Source organism: endosymbiont GvMRE of Glomus versiforme (genome assembly GCF_003546845.1).
In genome coordinates this window covers 256,324-283,209 of sequence record NZ_NWVA01000009.1, presented here as the reverse complement: position 1 = coordinate 283,209, position 26,886 = coordinate 256,324, and the positions used below count along the sequence as shown (strand labels likewise).

Sequence of the window (26,886 nt, the reverse complement as noted above, 5' to 3'; positions counted from 1 at the left end):
TTACACCAAAAAAAAAAATTTCGTGTGAATAAAGATAACAAAATATTTAGCAATTAGCAAAAATTTGCATAGTTATTCTTTCACATATAAAAATTTAATCGTGTCTAATTTATTTTGTCATTAAGCTTCCTATTTTTATCATTCTAGTTACATTTAATTTTTTTAACTTAGTCAACAATCTACTAATAGTTAATAAACTTACCAACAATAAACTGGTAAAAATTACTCTTTCTGACTTTTGTTGACTAATTAATTTATTTTCCTTTTTTTGCCAATCAATCTTACTTACAAAATGCTTATCTATCAATTCTAGTTCGAGGTTTTTAATTTCTAAATAGTCGTTTAAACCTTCTAATTTTTCTGAAAAATCTTTTTTCGATTCATGAGGAATTAATTTTCCGACCCTCTGGACACTAATTCTTTTGATAGTTTTTAATTTTACTTCTTGTAAATTAGCAATAATTTTCTGGGCTTTGCTTAATCTCTTTTGTGTTTTTTTTAAACTAGCTGAATTGTCGGGATGAAACAATAGTTTTTTAATTTTGATAATTGTTTTTTCCAAAGTAGATTTGTTAGTCAGTCCAAGTTCTAATTCAGTGTTTATTTTTTGAATAATTTCTTTCTCTTTACTATCTAACTTTTGTTGGGTTTGTTGATGAGCTTGTTTTTCTTGATTTAATTTACTTTGTAAGTCATTAATTTGGGATTGGTTAGGAGTATTTAATAAATCATCAAAGTCATTATCACTTATTTTACCACCTAGTTTAGTAAATATTCTTCTATATTTATTACTTTCATCGTCCCTGTCATCATAATCAGCGTGAACAGGAACATGGCATTTTTTTTTGGCATGGTTAATTAACTGGATTAAACTTTTTCCCGTGTTAGGTAGATTACTTAGATCAGTAATTTCTAGGTTATTTTGGAGATAATTTTCGTATCTATTTGCTTTATTTCTAACACTAGGTAAGTCGAGGTAGGCATCTTTAAAAGGTTGTAAGTTGGCAATAGTTAAATCCCCGATATTTAAGTAGTGTAAAACAGTATAAATAGAATCATTAACATCATCCAAATCCTTTCGGGTGTTAGCGTGGCTAGCTTTTTCGGCAGCTAAATCATCTTGGTATTGATCACGATCTTCTTCAGCTTTTTTTAGTTTAGTATCTACTTGGTTGGCATCGTCTGTGCCAAACTTTTTTTTTCAATTTTGTAAAGTGATATCAACCACATCCTTAGCTTTATTAGCAGCGGCCAATTTACTTCTGGTTGCGTTATGGTCATTTTGTTCTTGGATTAGATCATTTTTGGCTCGAGCAAAAGGTATTAAATCAATGTTCTTCAGCGGATTTTTAAAATTGTCAATTTTATTTTGGTTTATTTTGTTGTTTTCTGCTAAATCGGGATTGTCGGTAAGCAATAATTCATAATGTCTTACTTTATCACTAATGTTTTTAAGTTTATCAGTATCTAAATTACCAAGATTATCAAATAATTCGGGGAATCTTTTTTCAATCTCTCTTTGATCTTTAAAAAGCTTGGCTTCTTTTTCCTTAGTTTTATTAACATTATCTATGTTTCCTAGGATTTCTAGTTCATTAATAATTGTCTCTATCAAGTCATCTTTTTCTTCACTTTTATTTAAAAATTCTGCTGCTTTTTCTTTTAATTCTTCTAATTTGACATTTTCATCTTTTAGTATTTTAATATCTTTATCTTTTTCTTTAATATTTGTTTTTAATTTCTCGACAGTTTCGATTGTTGCTCCCACTTCACTGATGTAACCATTAATCTCTGTTTCTTTAATAGTTATGTTGCTTTGCAGATTTTCTACTCTGCCTTTTAAGTTTCCTTTTTCTCTTTGCTTTTGGTCTAAATCGGTGTACAGTATTTTGATTTCTTTTTCTAAAAATTCTATTGTTTCTTTTAACTCTTTGGTCTCAATCTTTTTTTTAGTTAAGTTCTTGTTGTATCCTTCTCGGAAATCGATGATTATTTGTTCTTTTTCAAGCAATTCTTTTTTTAGTTGTTCGATTTCATTTTCTGATTTTTTTAAGTTATTTTTTTCCCTTTGTAGTTCTAATTTTAACCTTTTTAGTTCTTCTTCTAATTCATCAACAACTTTCAAAACTAATAGAGACTTTTCGGCTATTTCCTTTTCTTCCTTTAATCGCTTATCTTCAGTGTCTTTTAATATTTTAATCTGTTTTTCTAATCTAAGCGTTTCTTCTTGTTTTTTTCTCAAGTTTTCATTGAGTGTTTTGTTATATGAATATAGTGCTCTTAACTTTTCAGGAAAATCGGTGAAGATTTTTCCGTCTTTCAAACCTAAACCATTTTGCCCAGCAATATAAATGATTTTGCTTAATAATTTTGTGTATTTTTTTAATCCTTCTTTTTCTGTTGTAAATTTGTTTGTTTTTTCTTCTTGATGGTAAATCTCTTTTTCCTCTAATGCCTTTTTAGTAGTTTCTAAAACATCTTTTAAATTGTCGTACAGATTTCTAAAGTCGATTTTGTTGTATTTTTTGACATTAGGATCAATCAATGAAAACAGTTCTCTCAATCTCTCGTCGAACTCGTTTTTTTTGTTAGTTAATTCCTCAACTCTCTTGTTGGAATCATGTTTTTCTCTCTCTAATAAGGTGTTAAGCTCCTTGATTTTTCTTTTTTCTTTCTCTAAGTTGTTTACTAACAACTTAGTATTTTTTTTATTTTTATCTAGTTCATCATCTTTCTTTTTCAAACTTTTATTAAAAGTTAATATGATTTTTTTTACTTCTTCTTCCAAATTGTTCTGATAATCGACAAGTAATTCCTTGCCTTCATTAATCATTTCTTCTCTATCTTTTTTTAGATTTTCAAAGTTATTTTTGATAACATTGTCTTTTTTGCTTTTAAGTTCATCTAATTTTCTCTCTAGCCCGATTAAGTGATTTTTTTTTCATTCTAATCGTGTTTCTTGATTTTTTATTTCTTTTTCAAGTTTTTCTCCATCGTTGAGTCCTTTAACTATCTCTAGTTCTTTTCTTTTTTTCTCTAAATCATCTTTATCTTTTTCTAATGTATTTTTTCGTGCTTTGACTTCTTTTTTTATTTCATCAGTAGTTTTATCAAATTCTCTTTCTCTTTTTTCAATTTTCTCAATTTCTTTTTCTTCCTTTAATATTTGCTGATAAAGTTCATAATATTCAATATAAGCTTCAGTTTTTTTTTTTCTTAATTCTGCTTCATCATTGGCGCTTTTCTTTATTTTTTTTTTAAAGCTATTTATTTCATTCTTAGAAATTTCTATTTTTTTCTTTAATTCAGTTAATTGTTTTTTTTCTACATTAAAAGCATCTCTAGAAACTAGTTCATAAAGTTTGTCTAAATTTTTTTCAGTAATGTATAAAACATTATTGTCTTTTAAATTTTTTAGGAGTTTTTCTCATTCGTTAATTTCTTGGTTTTTTATTTTACCAATATCAGAAACTTGATCTTTTAATATTTTTAGTTCCAATTCAAAAGCGAGGTTTTTTCAGGCATTTTTGTTGTTTATTTTTCCCAGATCTTGGCAAACGTTAGTAAAATGGTTGTTATTTTTTTCGTTAATTACCTTAATAATGTCTAAATTATTTCTTTCAAATTCTCTTAAAATATTGAGATTTTTTCTTTCTTTCTCGGTGATCAAACATTCTTTATTGTTTTTGACTTTTTTTATTGTTTTTTCAACTTCAATGATCTTTTCTAATATTTCTGCTGCCTTTCTAATTTTATTGATATCATTTTCCTCTAATAAGCTAAAAATACTTTTTTCTTCCTCGGTTAATTGTCTATCATTATAATAACAAGTGTTTATCGCTTCTTCTTTTGTTTTAATATTTTTGTATCATTGTTTTGTCATAGTTATTTATTTTCTTGTTGTACCTTTTTTAAGATTAGCAAAAAAAACTAATTTTTTCTGGTGCAAACAGCTGTTTTAATTTATGATAAATACTTTCTTATAGGATAGATTTTTAATATCTTTTTCATAATAGCTATTATATAATATATTATTTAAAAGATAACAAAAACACTTATTGAGAAAAACCTTAGCTATTTAAGCACTAGATATAAAGAAAATTGAAAAAAAGAGAATAATTAATGTTTCTTAAAATACTCTGAGAATATTTTTAAAGAAAAGCAAGCTAAAATTTTTAATGAAACTATATTGCAAAAAGGTTTTTTATTTTCAAGCTTTAAATATCATAGATTAGCTGTTTTTACTTAATTAGCTATTCTTTTTGATCAAATAGACAAGTTAATGATAGTATGAAAGGATTTAAAAAAAGAACTAATCGCCATTATGAATTTCCTAAGAACGTGAAATACAGCATAAAACCTTATTTTTTAAAATGTAAGTCTTCAAAGATAAGGCAAATTATTCTATAAAAGTAGAAATAAAAAGTCTTATGATGTAAGATCCGGTATTGATATTGCGGAAAGTTAGTCTCTTGCATATCAAGATTAGTTAAATGATTTCCTCTTTTCTTTATTTGTTTTAATTAACAAAAAGAATTAATACATTAAATAACTAATTTCGAAAAGATAAAAAAAAACAATTTGATCTTTTTTATTATAAATAAGGTTTTATTTTGACATAGATCTGATTTTTAATTATTTTTTTAGAGGAATAAACCAGTGAGTAATGGCAAATATAAAGTTCTATCAGATGTTCTATAAATCTATAATTTTCTAATTATAAAAGACGTTTTTTAACATTCTCATTTTATAGATTAATAATGAATCCTGATTTAGAAGCAATTATTGTGGAATATCTCATAAAATATACTGATAAAAATTCAATTATTAAGTTGCAAAATGCTCTGGAAAATAATGGTATTAGTTTCGAAAAGGATATTCATGTTTCTTATACCAACGAAAAAGAAGAAGATAAGAATAAAAAAATCGCAAATAGAATTAAAAAGATAACTAATAAAATGGGAAAAAGTAGCGGAAAGAATAACGAAGAATTTGAATATTATAAAAATGGCAACAATATAAAAACAGAGGAACATATGCTAAAAATAAAATGGGGTAAAAACGACGAAGTGATGATATTCTTTTGGTGCCTTATTGCTAATAACAAGTTTATTAAATATAAAGACATAATGATTAGTGTCAAGTTCTTTTCAAAGGAAATCAAAAACTTTATCAGTAATCATCGTAGTGGACTAGCTTTTTTGTTGTTTCCAGAAAAAGGAAATATTATTAACTTACTACCAGATAATAACCTGTATACTAGAAATTCGGTAAGAGTTTTTATTTTTAACTATTCGTCATTCAGATTATAAACCATGTTATTAAAAATTGGTGATCTGTACCAATTTTTATAATTTGGGCTATTTTTCGCTTTAGAAAAATTTTGCATTTATTTTACTAATATAAGTTAAATCGATATTCTTCTATCAAATTTCCATTTTTAGGCGATTGTTATTGCATCCTGTTCAGGTAGCGATCACGAACAAGAATGAAAATAAATTGATGCAGAGTATTAATTTGTGTACTTTACTTATGTCACATCTTTATATCATAAACGTGTTTCTATGATAAACAGTAAAGCACTAATTTTAAATGATTTAAAGTTCTTATATTATCCTGTTTAAAATTTATCTCTTATGTTTATCTAATAAAATTAATAAAAGATAGTCCTTTTAAAGCGTGGGAATTATTAAAAACATCATGTTACAGAGATTATCCATTTTCAGTACAAAATAAATGTTTTTTTAATTTGAATGCACAATAGATCTTAAAAAAATGGTGGGAAAATAAAATATCATAAAATTAGCAAAAATAATAGTACAAATGCCAAGTAATTTTAACCATTTATGGAAAATTTATTGTTTCTCTTATTTTGGTTTCGTTTATATTGAATAAGAATAGCTAACAAATTTTGAAAACTCTGACCTAGTTTAAAAAGAACATAATATGATCTTATTGTTGTATTGTATTTGTGTTATTAAGTATAAATATTCTGTATAAAATAAAGTACTTTTTGCTACTTATCAAAAATTAAAATGTCTTCTAATTGTGAATTACAAGAGATTATTATTAATGAACAACAAAAATGTTTTTTTGTCTCTAAAATTTCATCTTCTTCCTCTAAAGTTATTTTTAAAAAAAAAGGTGAGTAAATAAATCTTTCTCATTATTAGCAATTTTTTAAAATTTGTTGCTTAATTTTAATCCGTCCTTTTTACAGCCATTTCTTTTTTTAAGTCTCTTAGTGGAAGCAACTATTTTTTTCATGGATTATATGTATTTTGCCCAAGTGTGCAAAAAAAAGCGGAAGCTTATGCAAAAAAAACTTCAGACGATGATGAATATCTAAAAAAAAAATTAGGTGAAGAAGAATATAAAAAGATTATTGTAACGGGAATGAAGGACGAGGAGCAGAAGAATATGATAAAAGAATTAGAGTTAGAATTTTATGAAAAAGAACGGTGGTAAGTTTATGGTTCATCAAAAAAAATAAATGTTTCAAATTTATTTATTATATTCTTTCGTTTTTTTTTCGTTAGCGAAATAGGAAACTTGACTCAGGAAATTGTAAACATTGTTGACAATAAAGAATATAGTTATTATTTGTTAAAAGAGGAATTGAAAGAGAAGCTCGATGATGAAAGAGTTCACGAACATACAACAATCGTTCTGCTAGCAAAAAACGGTGAAGTTTATGTCGTAAGTAATTTTCTTTGAAATAGTTATTCATATCAGCCCTTATTTTATTATGCTAACAGTAAAAATGACATTTTTAAAAAAGGCAAGTAAAAATAAAGAAGCAAGTATGTGTGGCTATCTTAGAATCATTAGAGAAAGAGAATCTCAAGGAGAAAAAAAGAATGAAATCGATGTTCTATCTACTAGATACCAATTATTAGAAAAATTTCCTTCTAAAATAATTGAAATTCCTTGTGCTTCTCCGTTTGACATCCGCACCTATAATTCTAGTGAAATAGAATTCATTTTGTTATCATCTACAAGTAAGTTAAAAAAAAATTTGTTTTGTTAGATTGCAATTTTGAACTTATTAATTTGTTTTTTTATTTAAATTCCAATTTTTCAGACTTAGATTTTTTTAGCGGAAAACTTCTCGATTCTTATGAAAAAGCCCAAAAAGAAAAAAAAAAAGAAGAATCGTTAAAAACTGCTTATGAAAACATTTCAAAAAAATTTGAAGCAGAAGATTTTGAATTTTTTTATTTTTTTAAATAGTTTTACGAATCCTTTCTTTATAATATTAACTTAGAAGTACGCTTTATTACACACACAAAAATATTAATTTCTTTTCTTTTTGCCATTGTTTGTTATTTTCAAAAAGATTAACAATCAAGTTGTGAAATTTTTACAAAGAATAAATTTTAACTTTTTTTTATTATCGCTGTATTTACCGTATTTTTTTTGTCTTTTCTAGTCTTCTAATAAAGCGTTAATTAGATAAAAAAACTAGAAAGAATGCGGCTTATATTTGTGATTATGATTAAAACTTATTACTTTCATAATGTACAATGTGCAATGTAAAGTATATAAAACAATATTATGAAACATCAATTTTATGAAACAATCAATAAACAATTTGAAAGATTCTTTGATACTTTCCAAGAATTAAAAATTGAAATTACAGATTTAAAAAATCAAATAGAAGCAGTTAAAGAAGACTCAAAAAGTGTTGCTTCAATCCCTAACAGCAAACCTGAAATTTCATTATCGCCAGACGTAGAATCCAGAATGGCAGCTTTGGAAGAAATGATCAAGCATCTGAGAACTGGTGACACTCAATTTAATCTTCAAAAAGATGATAATTTGTTAGAGTATATGTTTGTAAAGAGCGAATTAAAAGTAGATCGTAAAAGCAATCCACCAACTGCTGATCTTCTTAACAAATTACTAATAGGACCAATAGGAAAGCATGTTTTTGCAGACAAAATGATTAAACTTCCTAAAGGATATGCAGAATACTCTTTTGGAGCTAGAACGTTGAATGATGATTATACTCCAAAAGAATGAATTACTGGAAAAACTTCCCAAATTTATGCCAAAGATAAAAGTGGAAATAAGATTGCTTCATCGCACTATGATAATATGTTTGATACTAATAAACCAGTAGAGAAGAGAGTGATGTTAGGAACCGGAGCTGGTAAATCAACTTTTTTTCTGAGATGTGTAGCTCATGGAGGCAAAGAAAATCAGGGCAAAGGAGCAACTTTAGTAGTTCCTTACTCTTCATTAATAGGTTCTGTTTTAGATGGTCATCGTAAATGATTATCATTAGGAAAAGATGTTGTAATAGATCAGAGCGGAAAAACAGTTCCAGACTTACAAAAAAGAGTAACAAAATGTCCAATATGTGACGGTTTTCACACTGCTAAATTTAAAGAAGACGGCATTACTCCTGATATTGATCCTGAAACTAAAAAACAAATAGGTAAATATGAAATAGCTACTTATGAAGATATTCATGATAAACGAGATGCATTGATTTCTGTATTTACTTGGTGAGAATTTTTGGACATTTGAGTTAACGATAAGAAATATAAAGATGGTACTAGTTTAATAAAACCATGAGTAATATTTGACGAAGCGCATACTGATTTGCCTTGTGATCGAATTCTAATTGACAAATTAAAACCTAAAGAAAAAAAAAAAATGCGCCCAAATTTCGACATAATCGAGATGTCAGCTACTTTTGGTGATATACCTACTTCGAGGAGATTAGCAGGAGATATTACTGATTATTTAATAAGTGATTTTAATAATGTTCTTAGAGATCATCCCGAAATAGTTAAAAAGAAAATCATTATCTTCATTGACAAACCTAATAAGGACAGTTGAGAAACATTCCTCCCTGGCTTAAAATCCTTAGAAAAGAAATGCAAAGTTTTGATATTAAATGATGCAATTAAAGATTATGCTACCGACATAGTTAGTAGTATGAAAGCACCTTTAATAGTTATTGCTAGTCGGGATTATTCAGTAGGCTTTTCTTTTGGTGATGTTGTTGTTATTTCTACAGGAATTTCAAAAAGAACTATTAGAACAGGAGAAGTAGGAAAATGAACCAAAGAAGAAAGAAGCGGAGTTAGTAGCTTTGATGATTTGCTTCAAGAAAGAGGTAGAGCTTGTCGAAATAAGAATTTTACTAGTTTTTGGTTATCGTTTGTACCTACAGAAAAAATGGTAACTTATAATCTCTTAGTCAAAGCAGATACTTCCGCATTAAAACTAGCAGAAGAGATTAATAAAGGAAAAATCGAAGAAAGCTTAAAAAAATTAGCCGCGAAACTTTTTGAACATTATAACAAACCTGAGCCACTACCACCAATAGCTCCAGAGGATGGAGAAAGATATCTTAACTTAATACTGGTAAACTTTCTTAGAGAAAGATTAGATCCTACTAAACTATTTGGTTCACCAAGTAATAAAAAAAAAGATGAACTAGGGAAAGTTATTTTTTGCAACAAATTAGTGGAATTTTTTGATAAAAACCAAGTAAGTGATATACTGATAGCAGCTACCGAGGAAAAAATAAAGTCAATTGCTGAACAGTGTGAATGATGAACAGATAATTGTCTGGACTCATCCGATGCAATTTTAGAAGGTGATGATGATTGTCGTCACATTTATAATAATGAACAAGATGCTAAAACAGTTGGTTTCTTACTTCAAGCTCGAATAGAAGGAAAAGGATATAAATTAGAAGTTGAAAATGCTAAAATCAAGACTGGAACAGAACCTGGTGAAAAAGAAGTTCCTAATAAGTTAATATTTACATTTAACCGCTACAAATTTGACAAAAAAAAACTAACTGAATAATAAAATAAAGATTTTTATTTAAACTTTGCAAACTAGATAAGAAATGATTAATACTCAAATAAAATATGAAAAATAATGCTTTTAGTACTAGAGAGGAAAACAAATGATTAATACTAAGAAATAAAGACTACTCTAGCGCTATGTCTATTTTTCAATGATGAACGATAGCTGAACAAGTTGTTAAAGAAAATCTTTTAGCCTTAAATAAGAATAATCATGGAGAAATACCCGAAATCATCAAATGCAGAGAAGAAAATAATTGAATTTATAAAGAGTTAGAATCTTTTTGAGAAGGAACTTTCATTGAAGAAAGAAGAAGAATAAATCTTCAAATGTCTGATAGAGAAATAGAAAAACAAATAATTGATGAATTAGAAAATTTCATAAAATCAAAATCAGAAGAATTTAGACGATTAATGAAAAATATCAGAGAAAATAAACTTGATGATGATGAAATCTTAAAAAATGAGAGAAAACAAAAGAGATTGTCGCAAAAGTTGACAAATGATCATAATGAAGAAACAAAGAACGTTTCTTCCTATAACAATAACAAAAAAGCATTTAACATGGAAGAAGAAATAATTAAAATAACAAAGGAATATCTAAACAAAAGTATAACAAAGTGACAAAATGATAAATATGAAAAAAAAAATAAAACAATAATAGAAATTCTTCTGCCAATTTTTGAGGATATATCGAAGGGAGGAGATGGTTTCGAATTTAAAGATGAGTGTGAAAAATTATTAGCCGAATGAACAAAACACAAAGCGTGGGACGATATAAGACTAGAAAAATATGAGCTAGAAGGTATTTTAGATAACTGAGACGAACCTGAAAACTTATTAGTGGATCCTGAAGAATTAAATGATTTAAATAATCTTATGAGCACGAACAAAAAAAAGTTAAATAAAATATTAGCTGGAAATAGTTTATCAGAAAGCAAAGAAGAAGATAACTCCTCAAAAAAAGACGATTCGATATCGGATAAATCTTCAGATTCAGAAGAAGAAGAAAACAAAAAAATAGATAAAGACGCCCAGGAATGGCTAGAAGAAGAATACGGAAATGATAAAGACAAAACAGAATGAATAGAAATTTATGAAGATGGTGATGGAAAAATAAATCTAAGTGGAGAGTTAGAAATTAAAGATTTTCCTGAATTAAAAGTAATTGATTTAAAAGAAATGAATTTGAGCAAATTGATTATTGAAAATTGCCCAAAATTAGAAAAAATTCAAGTTTATAAAAATGAAATCACCGAAATAGTTGGATTAGAACATTTAGCAAATCTGAAAAAATTGAACGTTGGTGATAATAAAATTAAAAAATTGAACGTTGAAGGAAATCCTCTGTTGGAAGAACTTTCGGCTTTTGATAATGAAAACATTGATATAATTGGTCTTCAAAATCTTTTCAATTTAGTTGAATATAGTGGTGGTTCTAGTCCACTTAATCTGTTGAAAAGCACTTTCAAAGAATTAAAAGAAACAGCAAAAGAATTGAATATTGATGAAAGCGAATTAGAAAAATTAAAAGATGATTCACTAAATAAAATAAAGAAACTTTTAAAAGAGGAAGGAGAAAGAAATAAACAAAACAAGAAAATGCTTGATGAAGAATTTCCTAATTTAACAGATAACAACAAAAGAATTATTGGCGAAGAATTAACAAAGATAAAAGAAAATTTCGACAAGGGTGAAAAGTATGCAAAATTGGTAACAAAAAATACTGAACTAGTTACTGGTGACGAAGTTGATCAAGAGAAAATTGATGAACTTAAAGTCGCTGGTGCAGATGCAGTTGAAGCTATTAAAAGATTGTGTATAAACGATTTAAAAATGACTACCTTGGAAGAAAAATTAGGAGACAATACTAACTTGACTCATATTCCTGTGAATCTAAAAACCTTATTGGAAGAAAAAAAACTCTTAGAAAAAACAGTAAAAGATTATGAAGAAAAAGAAGAGTTGTGAGAGGCGGAGAAAAAAATAACAGAAAAAGAGATAGTGCTTAAATCAGGAAAGGACGCTTTAAAAAAGCTTAAAAATAAAGCAGAAGAAGAAGTAGCAAAGATAGCAAGAAACAAAGAAAGGAAGGAAAAACAGGCACAGCTTGAAGCCAAAACGGAAGCAAAATTAAAATAGATAATTTATACGCTAATATATTAACAAAATTGTTTGCAAGACCCACAACGATTAAAATAAATTTTAAAATTACGTAAGATAAAAACATGACGACAAATGCACAAGATTGGCTAGATAGCCTGAAATCAAAATATAATAATAAGGAAGAAATTACAGAAATTAGTGTAAAAACAGATGAAGACGATGACAATGACGAGACCACAGTAGAACTAAGCGGCGAATTAAAAATAGAGGATTTTTCTGAATTAAAAAAAATATACTTAAACGAAACTTCTGAATTAGACAAGTTGATTATCAACAACTGTCCTAAATTGACAGAAATACACGCTCAAAATAGTGGAGTTAAAGAAATAGAACTAGGCAAGGGCCTAGAACAATTACTTTTTTTGGATTTTAGTCTTGAAGCCGACGAAAATCCCACAAATAATGAAAGGAAATTAAAAAAACTTGATCTTAGTAACGTTATTAATTTGAAAGTTCTTGTGGGTTTTGGAATCCAAGAAACTGAACTAACAGGAATAGAAGAATTAAATCAGCTCCACCACCTTTATAGTGGAAATTCAATTGATGATGAAAAAGTTATTTTATTTCCCAATGAGATCTTTCGAAGATGAAAAAAAGGCATTAAGGACATTCTAGGTGTAACTAGCGTTTCTCTGCCGGATGATTGAGAAACTAAGCTATCGAGTAAACTTGGTAAAAAAAATTTGTCTGAAATACCATCTGGTCAAACTTTAAAAACACTGATCGAGCATTTTAATAATAGTAATGAAGATGAATTAGAAAAAAAATCAAAAGGAGAAACTGAAAAAATAGATGAATTATTGACTGAAATAAATGATTTAGGATTGAAATTAACTCCAAAAGATATTACCAAAGATAAGGTTTGCGAGAAAATAAAAGAGTTAATTATCAAATCTCTAATTTCTTTCTGTAGTAACTGCGATAGATTAAAATCAGAGAACGTTAGATTGAAATCTAAGTTTAACGAAAAAGACTTTATTACAAAAAAAATTCTTAGAAAAAATGGTAAGGAAATTTTTAGTAAATGGGGGAGATTTATTTTTGATGAATATAATGAAAAAACTATCAGCGCTCCGGCTTTGCAAGTAGAAAAAGTTAGAAATGAACTGATTGAAAGACAATTTAAACAATTAAAAGAGACAAAACACAACGCTTTTTATTTGAACACTATTTTAATGACTTTAAGTATTGGAAATTTATTTTTGTTAACTTGATCTATTATACAAAAAAGTAGTTTTCAAAAAACAAACAAAAATATTGTGAAAAAAAATCTGAACAAATAAACAGATCTAACTTATTATCAGGATTTTATTTAATTAGCGCTTTTTTTTCTCATATCTAAAAATCATTCACTAATCAAGATTAAGAAGAATACCAATTAACAAAATTATTGATACAAAAAGAAAAAAAATACTAGTAAAATAGATCCTTTTCATTCTATAAAGGTAGTAATCATGCCATCTTTGGGCTTTTTCTAATTCCTTTAGCAAACTTGATTTTAGAAGTGAGTATGAAATTAGAACAAAGAAAAAGAAGTAATCAGAGAAAAAGAAATAATAAAGTTTTAATAAGGAGGTTTACTTTTGCTGCAAAAGTATATCTATGATAGTCTGTCAAGTGCTCTATTGCATGTTTGACAATCCCTATCGTAGATAGTTCTTATTTTATGAAAGTCATGATAAAATCTAGCTTCTCCTTAAATTTTGTCCTTTATTTTTCTGTAAATATCAACTATTTTTCTTCTCCAAAAAGGCGTATCATTAATCTATTTCCTAGTTTTTTACTACAAAATAAAATTTAGCAGTATATTTTGTAGTAAGAATAAAGAAAATTGAAAAAAACAAGAAAAAGATAAAGAAAGACACAAATATCTGTAATTGTTACTTATTAGATTAAGGATTGGAAATTTTAAACTTGTTAAATATAAAACGTAACTAAAAACCGCCATAAAAATCGTTAGCGAAAATAACAGAGGTATTGATTGACACGTTCCTTTGTTATTTATTCTGAGAAATGTTACTCGAAAAAAAAGGCCTCATTATTATTGAATATTACAAGTTTCTTCTAAATCTACTGATGCTCATCTAATGGCGTGCTAAATCCCATTTTTTTCCAATACTAAGACCAACACCGTTGACTTTAAGTTCTACACCTCCATTACCAGCTGTAAGATTGCTACCGAAATCAACTCCAGAAAAGAACGGTAATGATTAATGGAAATGCAAATTATTCAGCATTTAGGCATAGTGACGAAGCTGCTGACTTTAGGATTGGAAGTATCTTTCTAGGAGGTGAAGCTGGAATAGGTGCAGGAGGCGCTACGCTCGGATACTCATTAGGTGCTGATGCAGTAAATGTCCAAATAAAAGACTTTCGAACTAATATTAGAAATGCTCTCGATGAAAGTTGAAAATTATGTGCTTTAAAGTTATTGATTTCACAAACCGATTCATTTTTATTTAATTAGTCATATTTATTCCCTCTATCATTCAAATTTTGTTAATTTTATTTGTTGTTATTAGGTTTACTTTTACTTTTTTCTTTTGTTATTTTCCTTTTCTTTTCCAGGACCATATTGAGGACCGTGTAATATTTATCTTCCCATTCAACTTCGATAAGTTTTTCTATTTTTTCACTCTGTTCATAGGTTTAGATAAACTCTTCATAACTAGGAATCTCATAGACTGTTTCTACTTTTCTAATCTCTTCTATCTTTGGATTAAAATATTATTTTTTTTGTTGGTTTTTTACTACTATTTAGCTTTGATAGTAATTAGAATATATTAGGAATAATCAAAGTATGAAATAAGAATAGTTATTAGTCTTGTTCTATAACTTTGCTTAACTATTTTCAAATTAATATGTTTTTCTTTTTTTCAAAGTTGAGGCATTTTTTTAGGTCATTCGATAATATTTATATTTCCTACAGCGAATTCTTGAAAGGCTAACAAATTATCATTAATATTAACATTTTTTAAATAAAAAAAATCAAAGTGATTTAGGTAATAATTATTTTTTATTTGGTACCTTTGCAAAATAGTAAAAGAAGGAGAAGTTATTTTTTCTTTAATTCCAAGATTCTTTGCTATTAATTGCGTTAAGGTAGTTTTTCCTGCTCCTAACTCACCTTCTAAAGTTAAATAAAAGTTTGGTTGAAGAAATAAAACTAAAATTTTACTTAATTTTTCTAAATCTTTCAAGTTTTTTATTTTTACGGTGAAAATCATTTCAGTTGCAAATAAAAAAATGTTCATAATAGAAATAGAAATTTTATACATTTTTTTTTAATAGAATCAATGATCCTCGAGAGCCAGGAACTGATCCATAAAGGAAGATAATTTTATTTTCTTGATCTACTTTCGCTATCGTTGATTGTTTGGTAACTTTTTCGTTACCCATACGTCCCGGCATTTTTTTACCTTTGGGAATTCCTTGGTTAGTGCCTCGACCACCACCCATAGAGCCAATTAAACGATGAGGATAACCACCGCCATGAGTCATGCGACCACGAGAAAAGTGATATTTTTTAATCACTCCCTCTGTTCCCTTACCCTTGGAAATACCAGTAATTTTAATTTTATCTCCTACTTGAAAAAGTGCTAAATCTATTTGGGAACCAACTTCTAATCCCGACATGTCTCTTATTTCTCGTAAATGCTTTTTTAGCGAAATATTATTTTTTTTTAAATGACCTACCAGAGGCTTAACAAGACTTTTTTCTTTACAATCACCAAAAGCAATTTGACAAGAATTATAACCTTCCTTTGCTTCGGTTTTTACTTGAGAAACTACATTATTGCCAACCAGTATTGGGGTGACTGCTTTTAATTCACCCATGTCGGAAGGTAATTGCGTCATCGACATTTTTTTTCCTAATATACCAAATTTTTCCATATTAACATTTAATTATATTATTTTATTAGTAATAAAGGAGATACAATAAGAAAATTTTAGAGATTATTCAATTACAAAAATGATAATCATAGTCATGTCCTACAAAATTTTTAAGATTAAGAGAATTATAAAACTGATACAAATGTTCTCATTTTCCTTTTAACACGTTTTTTATAATATTTTACTATTCCATCATATTGGGCATGAACAGTGTAGTCCCTACTAAAAAACACTCCTTTACCTTTTTTGTATTTAGTTCCCCTTTGTCTGATAATGATGCTTCCCTCTCTCACATGCTCGTTACCAAACTTCTTTACTCCTAGATTCTTAGGATTGTAAGATTTGTGACTACGATTTGTTGAAGCAGAACCACCTCCTTTTTTATGAGCGAAAAATTGTAAATCTAACTTAAACAATTGGTGTAACATAAAATATCTCATTTATTAATAACAACGTTAAAAAATGCATTCTCTTTTTAATAATTTTTTTTGTGAAGATTCAGAGCATTTTGTAACTAGTATTATACTATATTTTATTTACTTATTATTTATATTTGTTACTATTCTCTAAATCAAAAAAAAGCATTTAGTGATTATCTTTTCTCATATAACGATCTGAATGGCACGTTTAAATGCATCTTGTAAAGGAACTAGACCAAGAAATAAAAACAAATTTTTCTAAAAAATTTAGTTAATTTATTTACTTGGTTCTTACAAATTCATTATTACTTTTAATATTTTCTCTTGTATTTCTCCTGAGAAAATGTCTTTTTCATTATCAACAGTCAAGTTAATTATATTCGAGGTTGTGATTTTATTTTCTTTAAGAAGTTTTTCAATCGTTTTTTTAGAATTTACTAAATGGTTCTCGATAGCAAATTCATGGAATTTTTGTATTTCTTCTTTTAAAAACTGAAACTCATTATCTTCGGGACAAACAAATTTTTCATTATCCTTCATTTCTTCCTTTTTAAATAACCTTTCGCAAATAGGGCAAGTTAAATAGTTGCTTCTTATTTTTTTTATTAAGTCATAATTAGAAGTACTGACAATTATTATAAAGTTTATTTTTCTATTTATTTCAGACAATTCAGCTTCTAATGATTCAATTTGATTGCTATTAAGTGGGTAATTAAAAAGTATTGAATTAGTCAATTTTTCTTCTAAAAGTAATTGCTGAATGATAGTTTTATTCGCTTCCTTTTCATAATCACTACTGCTGATTAAGTTATATAATGCTTCGTTGCATCGCTTTTCTAAACAATAATCTTTTTTTGAAGTAAAGTTTTTTTTAGTTTTTGTGTGCTAAAAAATCACACATTTTCTTTTGAGTGTAAATGTAAACCACTAGCAATAGGAGGAGCCAATAACAAAATTATTTTTCCTAGATTATTATCTTTTTTATTTTCCATGTAGTTACAACGTGTTATTATTTGTTTTTATTACTATTTTTTTAGCTATTTTTTATATATTCAAACTTGGTTCTTATTTGTCTAATTAATTCGACACCTATATTAACACCTCCGAATCAGCTCATAAAGTTTAGTTTTTCTGCATTTTTGCCAGCGTAAGCAAAAATATTGTCAAAGATGATATTCAAAATAAGTATTGAAAAATTTCAAAATATAATTATTTTGTTAACTATTTTTTTTAACAGTTGGCGAGTAGAATTTCCAGGAGAAATATAATTGATATAAATGCCTCTTTTTTGCAGATCTTTGCTAATCTCTTTAGTTTTTCATGGACTGATTTTCCTTGCTTGAAATCAAATAACTAGTCAACGAAATAAAACAAGAAAAATAATAGCCCCAACAATCATTCACTTATTTCTACTTAATAATTTTTCCAAGTTTTTTCAATTGAAAATTCACTTATCTTCGTTAAGTGAAAAAAAACAATATCAAAATCCTTTTTTTCCTCTTCGATGTTTTTCATTCAATATTATTTTATCTTTGTTTGCTTTTTCTAAATTGCTAAATATACTTCCAAGGCTGGTTCAATCAGTTCTTCCTCTCATTAAAAAAAAGGTGTAGACGTGTCTAATGAAAGTTGACAGGTAAATTAACGGAATGAGACTAAAATTAAGGCGAAATCCTAGTTTAAACTCGCTATTTTTTAATAACTTGTTGTTTTGATTGTAAAGAGTGTTAATTTCAACAGGCATTTCTAATTTTAAGTTGGTTATTCAAATAAAAAAAATTGTTATTAAATACAACCAAACTATTCAAATTCTGCTTCAGTTTTTTTGTAATCATCCAAAAGGAGTAAATTCTGTAAAAAGTACTAAATTAAGAAAATTACATATTCCGTATTGGTTCATCAATTGAATAATTATCTCTAGTAAGCAGCAATTTATCACTATGATAATTAAACACAGAAGTAAAATATTACCTAAGCTGTTTTTTATCTTTTGCCAATAATGATATAGCCCTAAAATCAAAGAAGAAATTAGTATCAATACTTTATTGATTCAAAATCTCCATTTTTTAATCTTAACTCAATCTTTTTTTTCACTGTTCAATAAACTAAAAAGAATTCCAAGAAAAAAATTGACTTGCAAATGAATATCAATACCAGAAAAAAATAAAAATAATTTTTCTTGTGATGGTTCATTGACTCTAGAGAACCATTGAACAGGAAAGTAAATGTATCTAGAGAAAAGAACATAAGATAATAATCCTAGTAAACTAACTGAGCAAGCCGAAATAAAATTAAAATACTTTTGTTTAATTCTTCTTTTTTTACTATTATTTATCATTAATTATTCTTTAATTACTTGTGTTTCTCCTCCTTCCTGGATGATTTTATTTGACGCTGTTTGAGAAAAAGCCGCTGCCTTAATAGTTAATTTTTTGCTGAGTTTTCCTTTCCCTAACACTTTAACAGAAAATTTTTCTGATGAAAAATTTACTACTTGCCCTGCAATTATCCCCTCGTTTTTCTCTATCTTTTCTAAATTGATTATCCGATAAACTATCTTTTTTTTTCTAAATCCTCCTCCTCACTTAGGAAAAGCTCGATAAACCGGAGTTTGTCCCCCTTCAAAGCCAAGACGCACGTTACCGCTTTTACGTGACCCTTGCCCTTTAGTTCCTCGTCCAGAAGTCTTACCACGACCTGAACCAATTCCTCGACCGTGCCTTTTTGTTCTTTTTACTATCTTTGTTAAATAATTATTACTCATTGAGATATTTACTAATTTGTTATAACAATAAAATTTTTTTCTAGACTTTGTAAGTTATGATTTTTGTCAGCAAAAACAAACAATCTTTTTTTTTGTCTGTTTCCTAATTTTTTATGGGGGATCATTCCTTCTATAATACGCAAAACTAATTCTCTAGGATGTTTTTCTAGCATTAATCTAGCGCTTCGCACTTTTAATCCACCTGGGTAACCAGAATGATTATAGTATTTTTTACTATCTAACTTGTTCTTACCGGTGAAAGTTATATATTTAGCATTTATTAACACTACATAATTTCCCAAATCTAAATTAGGTACAAAATCTATTCGATTTTTGCCACGAAGCAAGTCTACAATCTTTTCTGTGGACTCTCTACCTACTATTCTGCCCTTTAGATCCAAAAAATATCATTGACGATTAACTGTCCGGAGAGAAGGAATAGTAGTTTTTTGTAATTTCTCATTTTCTTTATGTATTTCAATAATATTCATAGTATTATTTTTTTTGCTAACGAAAGCAAAAAGACTTTGATTTATATATATTATATACCTCTATTTTATACAAAAAAACGATAACGATGTTAATGAGTTATATTGGAACTAAACAAGAAAAGAGCATGACTACTACTTTAATAAGTTTTACTATATAAGCAACCAATTTAATTGTTTTTTTTTATTCAATCCTCACGTTTTTTTAGAAATTCTTTCGCTTGTTTATTTTCTTTAGATGCAGTGTTTTCTCTGTTATTATCACTAATTTGGTAATCAGGATCACCTTCATCCTGCACTTGCATTAAAAATAATTTAGAAAGCATATATTTTATTGCATAAGTGTCAGCTGCTCCCTTGGCTTTAGCAGGATCAACATTAACGCCAATAGCATAAAAAGAAAAAGTTTTAATTTCATCAACAAAGCTGTTTTGATTGTTCCTGTTTTCGGCGAAGTCTTTTGTAATAAGATTATCATCATCACTTATATTTATTATCTCTAGTTTTTTTAAATATTTAACTAAATAAGAATTACCTATTTGTTGACACTCAAAGTTACTATCAGGATCATCACTTATTAAGATAGCCATTTTGTATTTTTGTAATAAAGGTTTTAATATTTCAAAAACTGCTGATTCATTAAAAAAACTGTAATTCAACTTTTCGTTTTCCTCAGCACGAATTAGTTCTTTAACCTCTGATTGAATTTTTTGAATCTTATTATAAATACTTAATTTTTTCATAGCGACTTGAATTTTTATATCTATTTTTTAATTGAAACTCTAAAACAAACAAGCTATCAGGATGTATCTTTTCAAGGCAATATTTCATTTCTTCTTCGTGACTTAAAAACAAAAAATAGCTGTTTTTTCAACAATTAGCAATTGATGATTGTTTTGATTTTGGGGTTGTAAAACGAAAAAAAAATCGTTGTACTTATTCTTTCTGTTTAGAGTTATTTTCGACTTTTGGGCGATAGAAGAAGTATATGCTACCGCCTTGCAAAACACTAACTTTCTTTGTCATAAACTCTGTTTTATTTATTTTAATGTTTGTTGCCTTGTTGTCTATCTCAATTAATTTTGTTTTTTTTCAGATAAGCCTCTTCAATATCCTTTTCACTCTTCATTCCTAATTTTCCAGCCAGTTCTTCAAATATTAATAATCAACGATAGAAAATAGTTTTATTTTTCTCGATTTCAATTGCTTCTAAAAAACTACTACTCATTTTTTCAATAATTTTTTTCTGTCCCTCTTTTATTTTTTTGAAAGTTTCTATATTTTTTTGGTAATCTTTATCCTCAGGATTTAATTTTTTAATTTGTTCCTCTCAACTTTTTTCAGCAGTAGCAAATATTTTTTCCTTAGTTGTATGTAAAGGAGTTTTTAAACTAAACATTTCTGTTTCCGAAAAAAGTGCCAGTAGTAATTCGTTCTCGTCAGGTTCGGGGACTAATTTTCGAAACTGGTAATCAGAAAAATCAATTTGAAAGGCATTAACTCAACTTAAATAAAAATGTAAGCAATCAATTAATTCCTCTTTGGCCTTTTGTAAATCATTTGGGTCTTTCTCGGCAATTGTTTTTTTTCCTTTTTTTCAATGTTTAAAGGTTTCTAATTCATTAGCCAATTCGCCAATCTCAACCAAAAGGGCAATTTTAGTGCGGATAAAACTTGCTTTGGTTTGACTATCAGTAATATTATTTTTTTGGATAATAAATTGGTCTAATTTCTCCTGTTCTAGTTTTAATTTTTTTATTGTTTCAAGGCTCAACATTTTATTTTTTTTCCACTATGCATTGATTTTTTTCTCTTCTTCTTTGTTTAACTTATTAGATTCAATAATAGTATCTGCCATTAATTCTGCAAAGAAGTCAATCGAACCTGTATTTTCATCATTACCAGGGATGACATAAATATGTTCAAATGGTTTTGGATTACAATTACTATTACAAATGGCAATGACTGGAATACCCATTTTTTTGCACTCCTTAAGAGCAACTTTTTCCTTGCTTAAACCAAGAATAAATACAACATCAGGTTTCTCTTTTAATTTTATTACTCCTTCGTAAACACTTTGAAGTTTAGCTTTATTTTTCTTATAGTTCAACTGCTCTTTTTTGGCCAAGTTTTCAAAATCAGGACTTTCAATAAAATTATTTAATCATCACAATTTTTTTAATTTTTTCTTTATTTCTTCAAAATTGGTCAAAAACCCTCCTTTCCATTTGTTAGCAATATAAGGCATACCGCATCTGATTGCGTGCTTTTTGGTAATTTCCTGAGCCTGTTTTTTAGTGGCCAAAAACAAGATAGTTAGCTCTTCTCCTTTTTTTTTAATCAAACAATTTACGTGATCACTTAGTTTTTGACAGCTGTCAAAGATCTTGTTTAGATCAAAAATGTGAGTTTTATTCCTTATATTTTTCCCGTAAATGTAAGAAAGCATTCGTGGGTTTAAATACCTAGTTAAACTACCATGTTTAACTCCTGCTTCATCCATTTTTTTTCAATTAAAATTTGTCATGAATTATATTAACATGTTTTACAACAATTTTTACTAATTTTTAGTGATAGGTTAATTGTCTCATAAAAATTGTTCCATCTGTTTTCTTCTTCAATAAACAACTTTTTTTAGTGCCATCAAAATATATTCCATATTTACTGTTAAGTATTTGCATTGCTGGGATCAACTGATGCCTGATAGCTGATTCCATGTTTTTTTTGTTATAATTTTTTTTTACTTCAGCTACTATTAAAAACCTATTTTTTTTTTTAATCACCAAGTCAACTCGCAAAGTATTATGACCTTTATGTCCGATCGGTATTTTATGCTCAATGATAAAACATTTTTTAGCATAGCCTTTTTTTAAAAGATGTTTGATTAGTCGTACTCTTTGATGTTCTTCACTATAATCACCTTTTATATCATATTTTTTTGCCCGCAAATCTCCCCGAATAGGACAAATTAAAAAAGGTTCGTTAGGTTTTTTTTTCTTTGAAAATAAAAGAATACAAACGGTAACAGTAAGAAAAAAAAATGTTATTATAATATATCACATATGCCAATTTTTTACGAGAAGATCTTTTTAATTTCATATATAACGGATAACAATTGTTATAATAAATATACAATTTTGTATATGAATCGTTTCACTACAAACAGTTTAGGTTTAAGTTAATTTTTTTTGTGTCTATAAAAAGAAAAACGTAAGTTAGGAATTACTGTCTTGGTGTACTATTTCATAGTATGAAAATTAGAAAAAAAAGAGAAAACTGTTCGTTAGTTAATAAGAGTTTTTTGTTTTGTTAGCAAAGTAGAAAGAAACTACTGAAAATCACTAGCAAAAAAAACAGGAACCAACTCGAGCCTGTTTAATTTTCGTGCTTTGGATACAAAAAAATTATATTTCAACAAAAATAACTTAATATTATGCTATCAATAATTCTTTATAGTTTAATTTTGTTGTAAAACCTTGTTAAACAAGAACTTTTTAACTTTTATGATACTATAAATAATTTCTGATATTGTAATAACTTAAATCTAAAATGATCTGCTTTTAAGTCAATAGACCAACTTATATTGATGAATAATTAAGCTGGAGCTTTTTTCTTTTGAAACAAGAAAAAATTTTTCTTTTTCATTTTTTGTAGGCTGTTATTTGCTTATTTTAGTTTTGCTCCGTCAGATTTAGAGAAAATGGACTATATAATCAGCTATGTTCTTTATTTTAGATACTTGATGAACAGATGATAATAGAAAATTAGATTACTTATTTGACCAAAAAACAATAATAATTAATTATATGAAAAAAGTAATAAGTCGTAGAAAAATCCAATTAGTTTGTGGACAAGCTAAAGCTGGAGCCAATTTGGCGTTTTTAGAGAAAAAGATGGTGTTGTTTGTTAAAGATTTTAATAATGATGAGAAAGCAAAAAAAAAAAACGGCGAACTTGTCAATGTAGAAATAACTATTTACGAGGATGGAAGTTATGAGTACACTATCGGCAATTCACCAAGCAGTTACTTAATAAAAAAAGCTATTGGTGATAAAAAGGAGATTAGTCAAGTCGACTTGGAAAAAATTGCTAATGAAATAATGCCGAGTCTAAATACAGACAATTTAGAGGAAGCCAAAAAAACTGTAGCGAGTACAGTGCAAAGTTTTGGCAAAAAAGTTAGTGAATAACATTTCTTTAACAGGAAGAAAAAAATCTAACAATTTTAATATATCAGAGATAATCTTGGTTTATGAATAAATTGTTATTATATCTCTTCAAAAATTTTAAGTGAAAGATTTCTGTCTTTTTCTCTTTTCAATTTCTTGTTGATTATGTGCTTTTTCTTATTCGTTTTAATTTGATTAATAATTTGTCTTATTATACAAAAAACCAAAATCGAGGGAATTTTTCTTTCTTATTTGGTAGATTTTGCTTATCAAAAAGTGAAGGAAACGAGATACTTATAGATTGAAATAAGTTACTTTTTCTTCTTTTTTTGCTTTATTTTCCAATTAAATTAGTTGTTCATCTAACTCTTAATTACTGAAAAAAAAAGTGTCAGAGAGAAATCAACGTCTATCTAATAAAAAAACTAATAAATTATGCTTATAAAAATGACAAAATAATTAATATTGTCACTGAATTTTCTTATAAATTCATCAGTATTTTAGCCAGTTTATTTGAAATAGTGACTGGTGTTTTTTTTGTTATGGTTAATCTACAATCTTTAATCAGGTCTTGTTATTTGTTGAATTTAGTTATTTTTTTGGTTTCATTTGTTCTAGCGAATATAGCTTGATTAATCTCTTTTTATTTTTTTTTAACTCTTTTTATCAAATTAATTTAGCCCGCAAAGTCAACCAAGAAGAGCAGGAAAAAATCCAAATAAAAGACTGATTGAAAAATTTTTCAATTAGCAATAAGTTGAAAATATATAAGCTACTAGATGATAGCTCTTGACAAATAAATAGATTTAATCTATTTATTTGTTTTTGTAAATTACCTGATTTAATGGTTTCTGGTATTACCATTTTGTTTTTGTTTCTTTACTATCAATTTTATTGCAGAGGAAAGGGAAGATTTGATTGAAGTATTTATTTCGTTGCTCTTTATCTACAATCTATGATTCTAAAGTTGAAAAAGGGATTTGATCTACTACCAACTATTTTTTCTTGCTGAAAAGATTACCAAATAATAAATAAATCTTTACAGACTAAGCTCTTATAAGTATTTATATATACTCGTATTTTTGACATAAAATTAAGTATATTAAAAAAAAGTATAAAATATTTATCAAATGGCAATCAAAAAAAATAATTTTTGCTTATTGGCCTTTTCAACTTTTTTACACTTATTTTCTTCCATCTGCGCCTTTTACTTAGATTCTTATAGATGACCTAGCGGATATAAAGAAATTAATTACTGATGTAATTTTCTTTCTTATTGAAGTGTCCAAGCATCCTTGGTTACCATTGTCTACTTTATTTATAGATTATTTAAAAAATCTCCTACTAATTATTTTGATAAAATTTTTGATCTCCTGGTGATTAATGCTAATGTTACTTCTATCGGCATTTTTACGATTTCGGTAATCGGACGTTGAACTCTGGCTCCTCAACGAGAAGGAATGATTAATATATTTTCTTTTCCAGTTAATAGAAAAATATTTTGGTGATTTTACTCAACTCTTTGACACTATTTAGCTCCGCTTTCAAATATTGCTTATTTCACACGAAGAAAAACTAGTTTAGTCAGTACTTATTTTGGTCGCAGAAGATTATTTTGATATAGTTTTATTCATCCCTTTTTTTATGTTTTATTTGTTCTTTTTAGACCATACATTCCTGGATCAGAGTTTTATCAGTTTGGAAGTAGAAATAAGAAATCACTTTATCCTTACTTTTTTTTTGGTTGAGTAAAACATGGTAAGAATAACATCTTCTTGTGGTTTTTTTTAGTAATTTCTATTATTTTTTTGGGATTGTTAATATTTTGAACCTCAACCTTATTTTTTTGGTGGTTTGCTGGCTATAAATTAAAAAATAAAATATATGATAAAATTAAATAAATGTTGAAAGCATTAATTTTTGACTTACTTTATAGTCGCTATTATGGAGTAATAATTTATACTCGTATTTTTAAAGGAGAATTGATAAAAGGGCATAAAATAAAATTTCATGCTAATCAACAAAAAGTTTATCAAATAGAAAAAGTAGGAGTAAAAACTCCTCGCGAAGTTTTAAAGGGTAAATTAATCACAGGAGAAATTGGTTGGTTTACAGCTAATATTCGAGATATGCGAGAAGTAAAGGTTGGTGATACTGTGTTCGATTTAGATAGTAACTTTTTACCTTTTGCGGGCTACCAAGAAATAAAACCCAACGTCTACTCTAATTTATATCCGAGTGAAAGTTCTCAATTTAAGGAATTTGAAAAGGCTTTGAGAGAATTACAAATCCAAGATAGTAGTTTAAGTTTGGAAACTATTGATTCAAAATTGTTAGGTCCAGGATTTCGGTGCGGTTTTTTAGGTTTATTACATCGAGAAGTTGTTTGTGAAAGGATACAAAAAGAATATGATTGTGAAATTATTACTACCTCTCCCAGCATTACCTATCGGATAATTTTTTCTGATGGTAAAAGTTTAGAAACTAATAATCCCCAAAAAATTCCTCTCAAAGCAAAAGCCATCGAAGAACTGTTTATCTCTCTAAATATTATTACTCCCGAAGAATATTTAGGAGACATTTCTCAATTGTGCCGAAATAAACGGGGTGTTTATCAATCACAAGAGTGAAAAGCAGGTTTGCTTTATCAATTAAATTATCATTTACCTTTTGCGGAATTTATTATTGATTTTCATGATAAAATAAAATCTATTTCTCATGGTTACGCTTCTTTTAATTATCAACTAATTAGCTTTCAACCTAGTGATATTGTCAAAGTAGATATTTTGCTAAATAATCAATTAGTTCCTGATTTATCTTTTTTAGTTCATCGAAATTTTGCCTATGGGCGAGCCAAGTTAGTATGCGAAAAATTAAAAACCACTCTCAATCGACAAACTTTTATGGTTCCTATTCAAGCTATTATTGGTAATCAAGTAATTGCTCGCGAAACCTTACCGGCCTTGAAAAAAAATGTCACCGGCAACTTATATGGGGGAGATAGAACAAGAAAAATGAAATTGTGAGCCAAACAAAAAAAAGGAAAAGCTCGAATGAAGATGTTAGGAAAAGTGAATTTCAGCTCTGATAATCTAAGAGATTTTTTAAAAAGCAACAAAAATATGTAAAAATTCTTGAAATTTTTCTAATATT

General features: G+C 27.4%; 23 protein-coding genes. 11 read left to right on the top strand and 12 right to left on the bottom strand.

Annotation, left to right across the window (positions count from 1 at the left end):
• Positions 1-109: 109 nt before the first annotated feature.
• Positions 110-3,883 (bottom strand): coiled-coil domain-containing protein, encoded by a 3,774-nt coding sequence (locus GvMRE_RS11980; protein ID WP_147411475.1) that lies wholly within the window; start codon positions 3,881-3,883, stop codon positions 110-112.
• 877 nt (positions 3,884-4,760) lie between these two features.
• Between GvMRE_RS11980 and GvMRE_RS11975 the strand changes: the two genes are divergently transcribed.
• The 8 genes from GvMRE_RS11975 (at position 4,761) to GvMRE_RS11945 (ending at position 14,466) form a co-directional block, all read left to right on the top strand.
• Positions 4,761-5,312: a hypothetical protein gene (locus tag GvMRE_RS11975; protein ID WP_147411474.1), complete on the top strand. Its 552-nt coding sequence runs from the start codon at positions 4,761-4,763 to the stop codon at positions 5,310-5,312.
• A 979-nt stretch (positions 5,313-6,291) separates the two neighbouring features.
• Complete coding sequence (locus tag GvMRE_RS14010; RefSeq protein WP_172575410.1) at positions 6,292-6,468, top strand: hypothetical protein; 177 nt, start codon at positions 6,292-6,294, stop codon at positions 6,466-6,468.
• Between the two features lie 84 nt (positions 6,469-6,552).
• Positions 6,553-6,789, top strand: coding sequence for a hypothetical protein (locus GvMRE_RS11970; RefSeq protein WP_147411473.1), 237 nt, complete (start codon positions 6,553-6,555; stop codon positions 6,787-6,789).
• Positions 6,764-7,030, top strand: a complete 267-nt coding sequence (locus GvMRE_RS11965; RefSeq protein ID WP_172575409.1) for a hypothetical protein — start codon at positions 6,764-6,766, stop codon at positions 7,028-7,030. The genes GvMRE_RS11970 and GvMRE_RS11965 overlap by 26 nt, the downstream gene beginning before the upstream one ends.
• A gap of 527 nt (positions 7,031-7,557) precedes the next feature.
• Positions 7,558-9,831 (top strand): DEAD/DEAH box helicase family protein, encoded by a 2,274-nt coding sequence (locus tag GvMRE_RS11960; protein ID WP_147411471.1) that lies wholly within the window; start codon positions 7,558-7,560, stop codon positions 9,829-9,831.
• A gap of 65 nt (positions 9,832-9,896) precedes the next feature.
• Positions 9,897-11,975, top strand: a complete 2,079-nt coding sequence (locus GvMRE_RS11955) for a leucine-rich repeat domain-containing protein (RefSeq protein WP_147411470.1) — start codon at positions 9,897-9,899, stop codon at positions 11,973-11,975.
• Positions 11,976-12,061: 86 nt separating this feature from the next.
• On the top strand, positions 12,062-13,282 hold the full coding sequence (locus GvMRE_RS11950; protein WP_147411469.1) for a hypothetical protein: 1,221 nt from the start codon (positions 12,062-12,064) through the stop codon (positions 13,280-13,282).
• 923 nt (positions 13,283-14,205) lie between these two features.
• The gene (locus GvMRE_RS11945; protein WP_147411468.1) at positions 14,206-14,466 is read left to right on the top strand and encodes a hypothetical protein; all 261 of its coding nucleotides are present in this window, start codon (positions 14,206-14,208) and stop codon (positions 14,464-14,466) included.
• A gap of 316 nt (positions 14,467-14,782) precedes the next feature.
• On the opposite strand, the gene tsaE is transcribed toward GvMRE_RS11945, so the two are convergent.
• The 11 genes from tsaE to GvMRE_RS11890 all read right to left on the bottom strand — a co-directional run bounded on the left by tsaE (position 14,783) and on the right by GvMRE_RS11890 (position 22,626).
• The gene (gene tsaE / locus GvMRE_RS11940) at positions 14,783-15,253 is read right to left on the bottom strand and encodes a tRNA (adenosine(37)-N6)-threonylcarbamoyltransferase complex ATPase subunit type 1 TsaE (protein WP_172575408.1); all 471 of its coding nucleotides are present in this window, start codon (positions 15,251-15,253) and stop codon (positions 14,783-14,785) included.
• Between the two features lie 16 nt (positions 15,254-15,269).
• On the bottom strand, positions 15,270-15,893 hold the full coding sequence (gene rplC / locus GvMRE_RS11935) for a 50S ribosomal protein L3 (RefSeq protein WP_147411466.1): 624 nt from the start codon (positions 15,891-15,893) through the stop codon (positions 15,270-15,272).
• A 125-nt stretch (positions 15,894-16,018) separates the two neighbouring features.
• A complete protein-coding gene (locus GvMRE_RS11930) occupies positions 16,019-16,321 on the bottom strand; it encodes a 50S ribosomal protein L27 (protein ID WP_147411465.1) in 303 nt (100 codons plus the stop codon).
• Positions 16,322-16,603: 282 nt separating this feature from the next.
• Positions 16,604-17,047 carry a hypothetical protein gene (locus GvMRE_RS11925; protein WP_147411464.1) on the bottom strand — a complete coding sequence of 148 codons (444 nt, stop codon included), beginning with the start codon at positions 17,045-17,047 and terminating at the stop codon, positions 16,604-16,606.
• A 298-nt stretch (positions 17,048-17,345) separates the two neighbouring features.
• Complete coding sequence (locus tag GvMRE_RS11920; RefSeq protein ID WP_172575407.1) at positions 17,346-18,212, bottom strand: hypothetical protein; 867 nt, start codon at positions 18,210-18,212, stop codon at positions 17,346-17,348.
• Positions 18,213-18,653: 441 nt separating this feature from the next.
• Positions 18,654-19,076: a 50S ribosomal protein L15 gene (gene rplO / locus GvMRE_RS11915; RefSeq protein ID WP_147411462.1), complete on the bottom strand. Its 423-nt coding sequence runs from the start codon at positions 19,074-19,076 to the stop codon at positions 18,654-18,656.
• Positions 19,077-19,087: 11 nt separating this feature from the next.
• Positions 19,088-19,567 (bottom strand): 50S ribosomal protein L13, encoded by a 480-nt coding sequence (gene rplM / locus GvMRE_RS11910; RefSeq protein WP_147411461.1) that lies wholly within the window; start codon positions 19,565-19,567, stop codon positions 19,088-19,090.
• Positions 19,568-19,734: 167 nt separating this feature from the next.
• Positions 19,735-20,307, bottom strand: a complete 573-nt coding sequence (locus tag GvMRE_RS11905; RefSeq protein WP_147411460.1) for an ERF family protein — start codon at positions 20,305-20,307, stop codon at positions 19,735-19,737.
• Between the two features lie 302 nt (positions 20,308-20,609).
• Positions 20,610-21,341 carry a dUTP diphosphatase gene (locus GvMRE_RS11900; protein WP_147411459.1) on the bottom strand — a complete coding sequence of 244 codons (732 nt, stop codon included), beginning with the start codon at positions 21,339-21,341 and terminating at the stop codon, positions 20,610-20,612.
• 15 nt (positions 21,342-21,356) lie between these two features.
• A complete protein-coding gene (rpsB, locus tag GvMRE_RS11895; RefSeq protein ID WP_147411458.1) occupies positions 21,357-22,091 on the bottom strand; it encodes a 30S ribosomal protein S2 in 735 nt (244 codons plus the stop codon).
• 40 nt (positions 22,092-22,131) lie between these two features.
• Positions 22,132-22,626, bottom strand: a complete 495-nt coding sequence (locus GvMRE_RS11890; protein ID WP_147411457.1) for a type I restriction enzyme HsdR N-terminal domain-containing protein — start codon at positions 22,624-22,626, stop codon at positions 22,132-22,134.
• A 744-nt stretch (positions 22,627-23,370) separates the two neighbouring features.
• On the opposite strand from GvMRE_RS11890, the gene GvMRE_RS11885 reads away from it, so the two are divergent.
• The 3 genes from GvMRE_RS11885 (at position 23,371) to GvMRE_RS11875 (ending at position 26,861) form a co-directional block, all read left to right on the top strand.
• Positions 23,371-23,754 carry an uL11 family ribosomal protein gene (locus tag GvMRE_RS11885; RefSeq protein ID WP_172575406.1) on the top strand — a complete coding sequence of 128 codons (384 nt, stop codon included), beginning with the start codon at positions 23,371-23,373 and terminating at the stop codon, positions 23,752-23,754.
• Between the two features lie 1,109 nt (positions 23,755-24,863).
• Complete coding sequence (locus GvMRE_RS11880; protein WP_147411455.1) at positions 24,864-25,634, top strand: hypothetical protein; 771 nt, start codon at positions 24,864-24,866, stop codon at positions 25,632-25,634.
• Positions 25,635-26,861 carry an elongation factor 4 family protein gene (locus GvMRE_RS11875; protein ID WP_147411454.1) on the top strand — a complete coding sequence of 409 codons (1,227 nt, stop codon included), beginning with the start codon at positions 25,635-25,637 and terminating at the stop codon, positions 26,859-26,861.
• Positions 26,862-26,886: the final 25 nt, after the last annotated feature.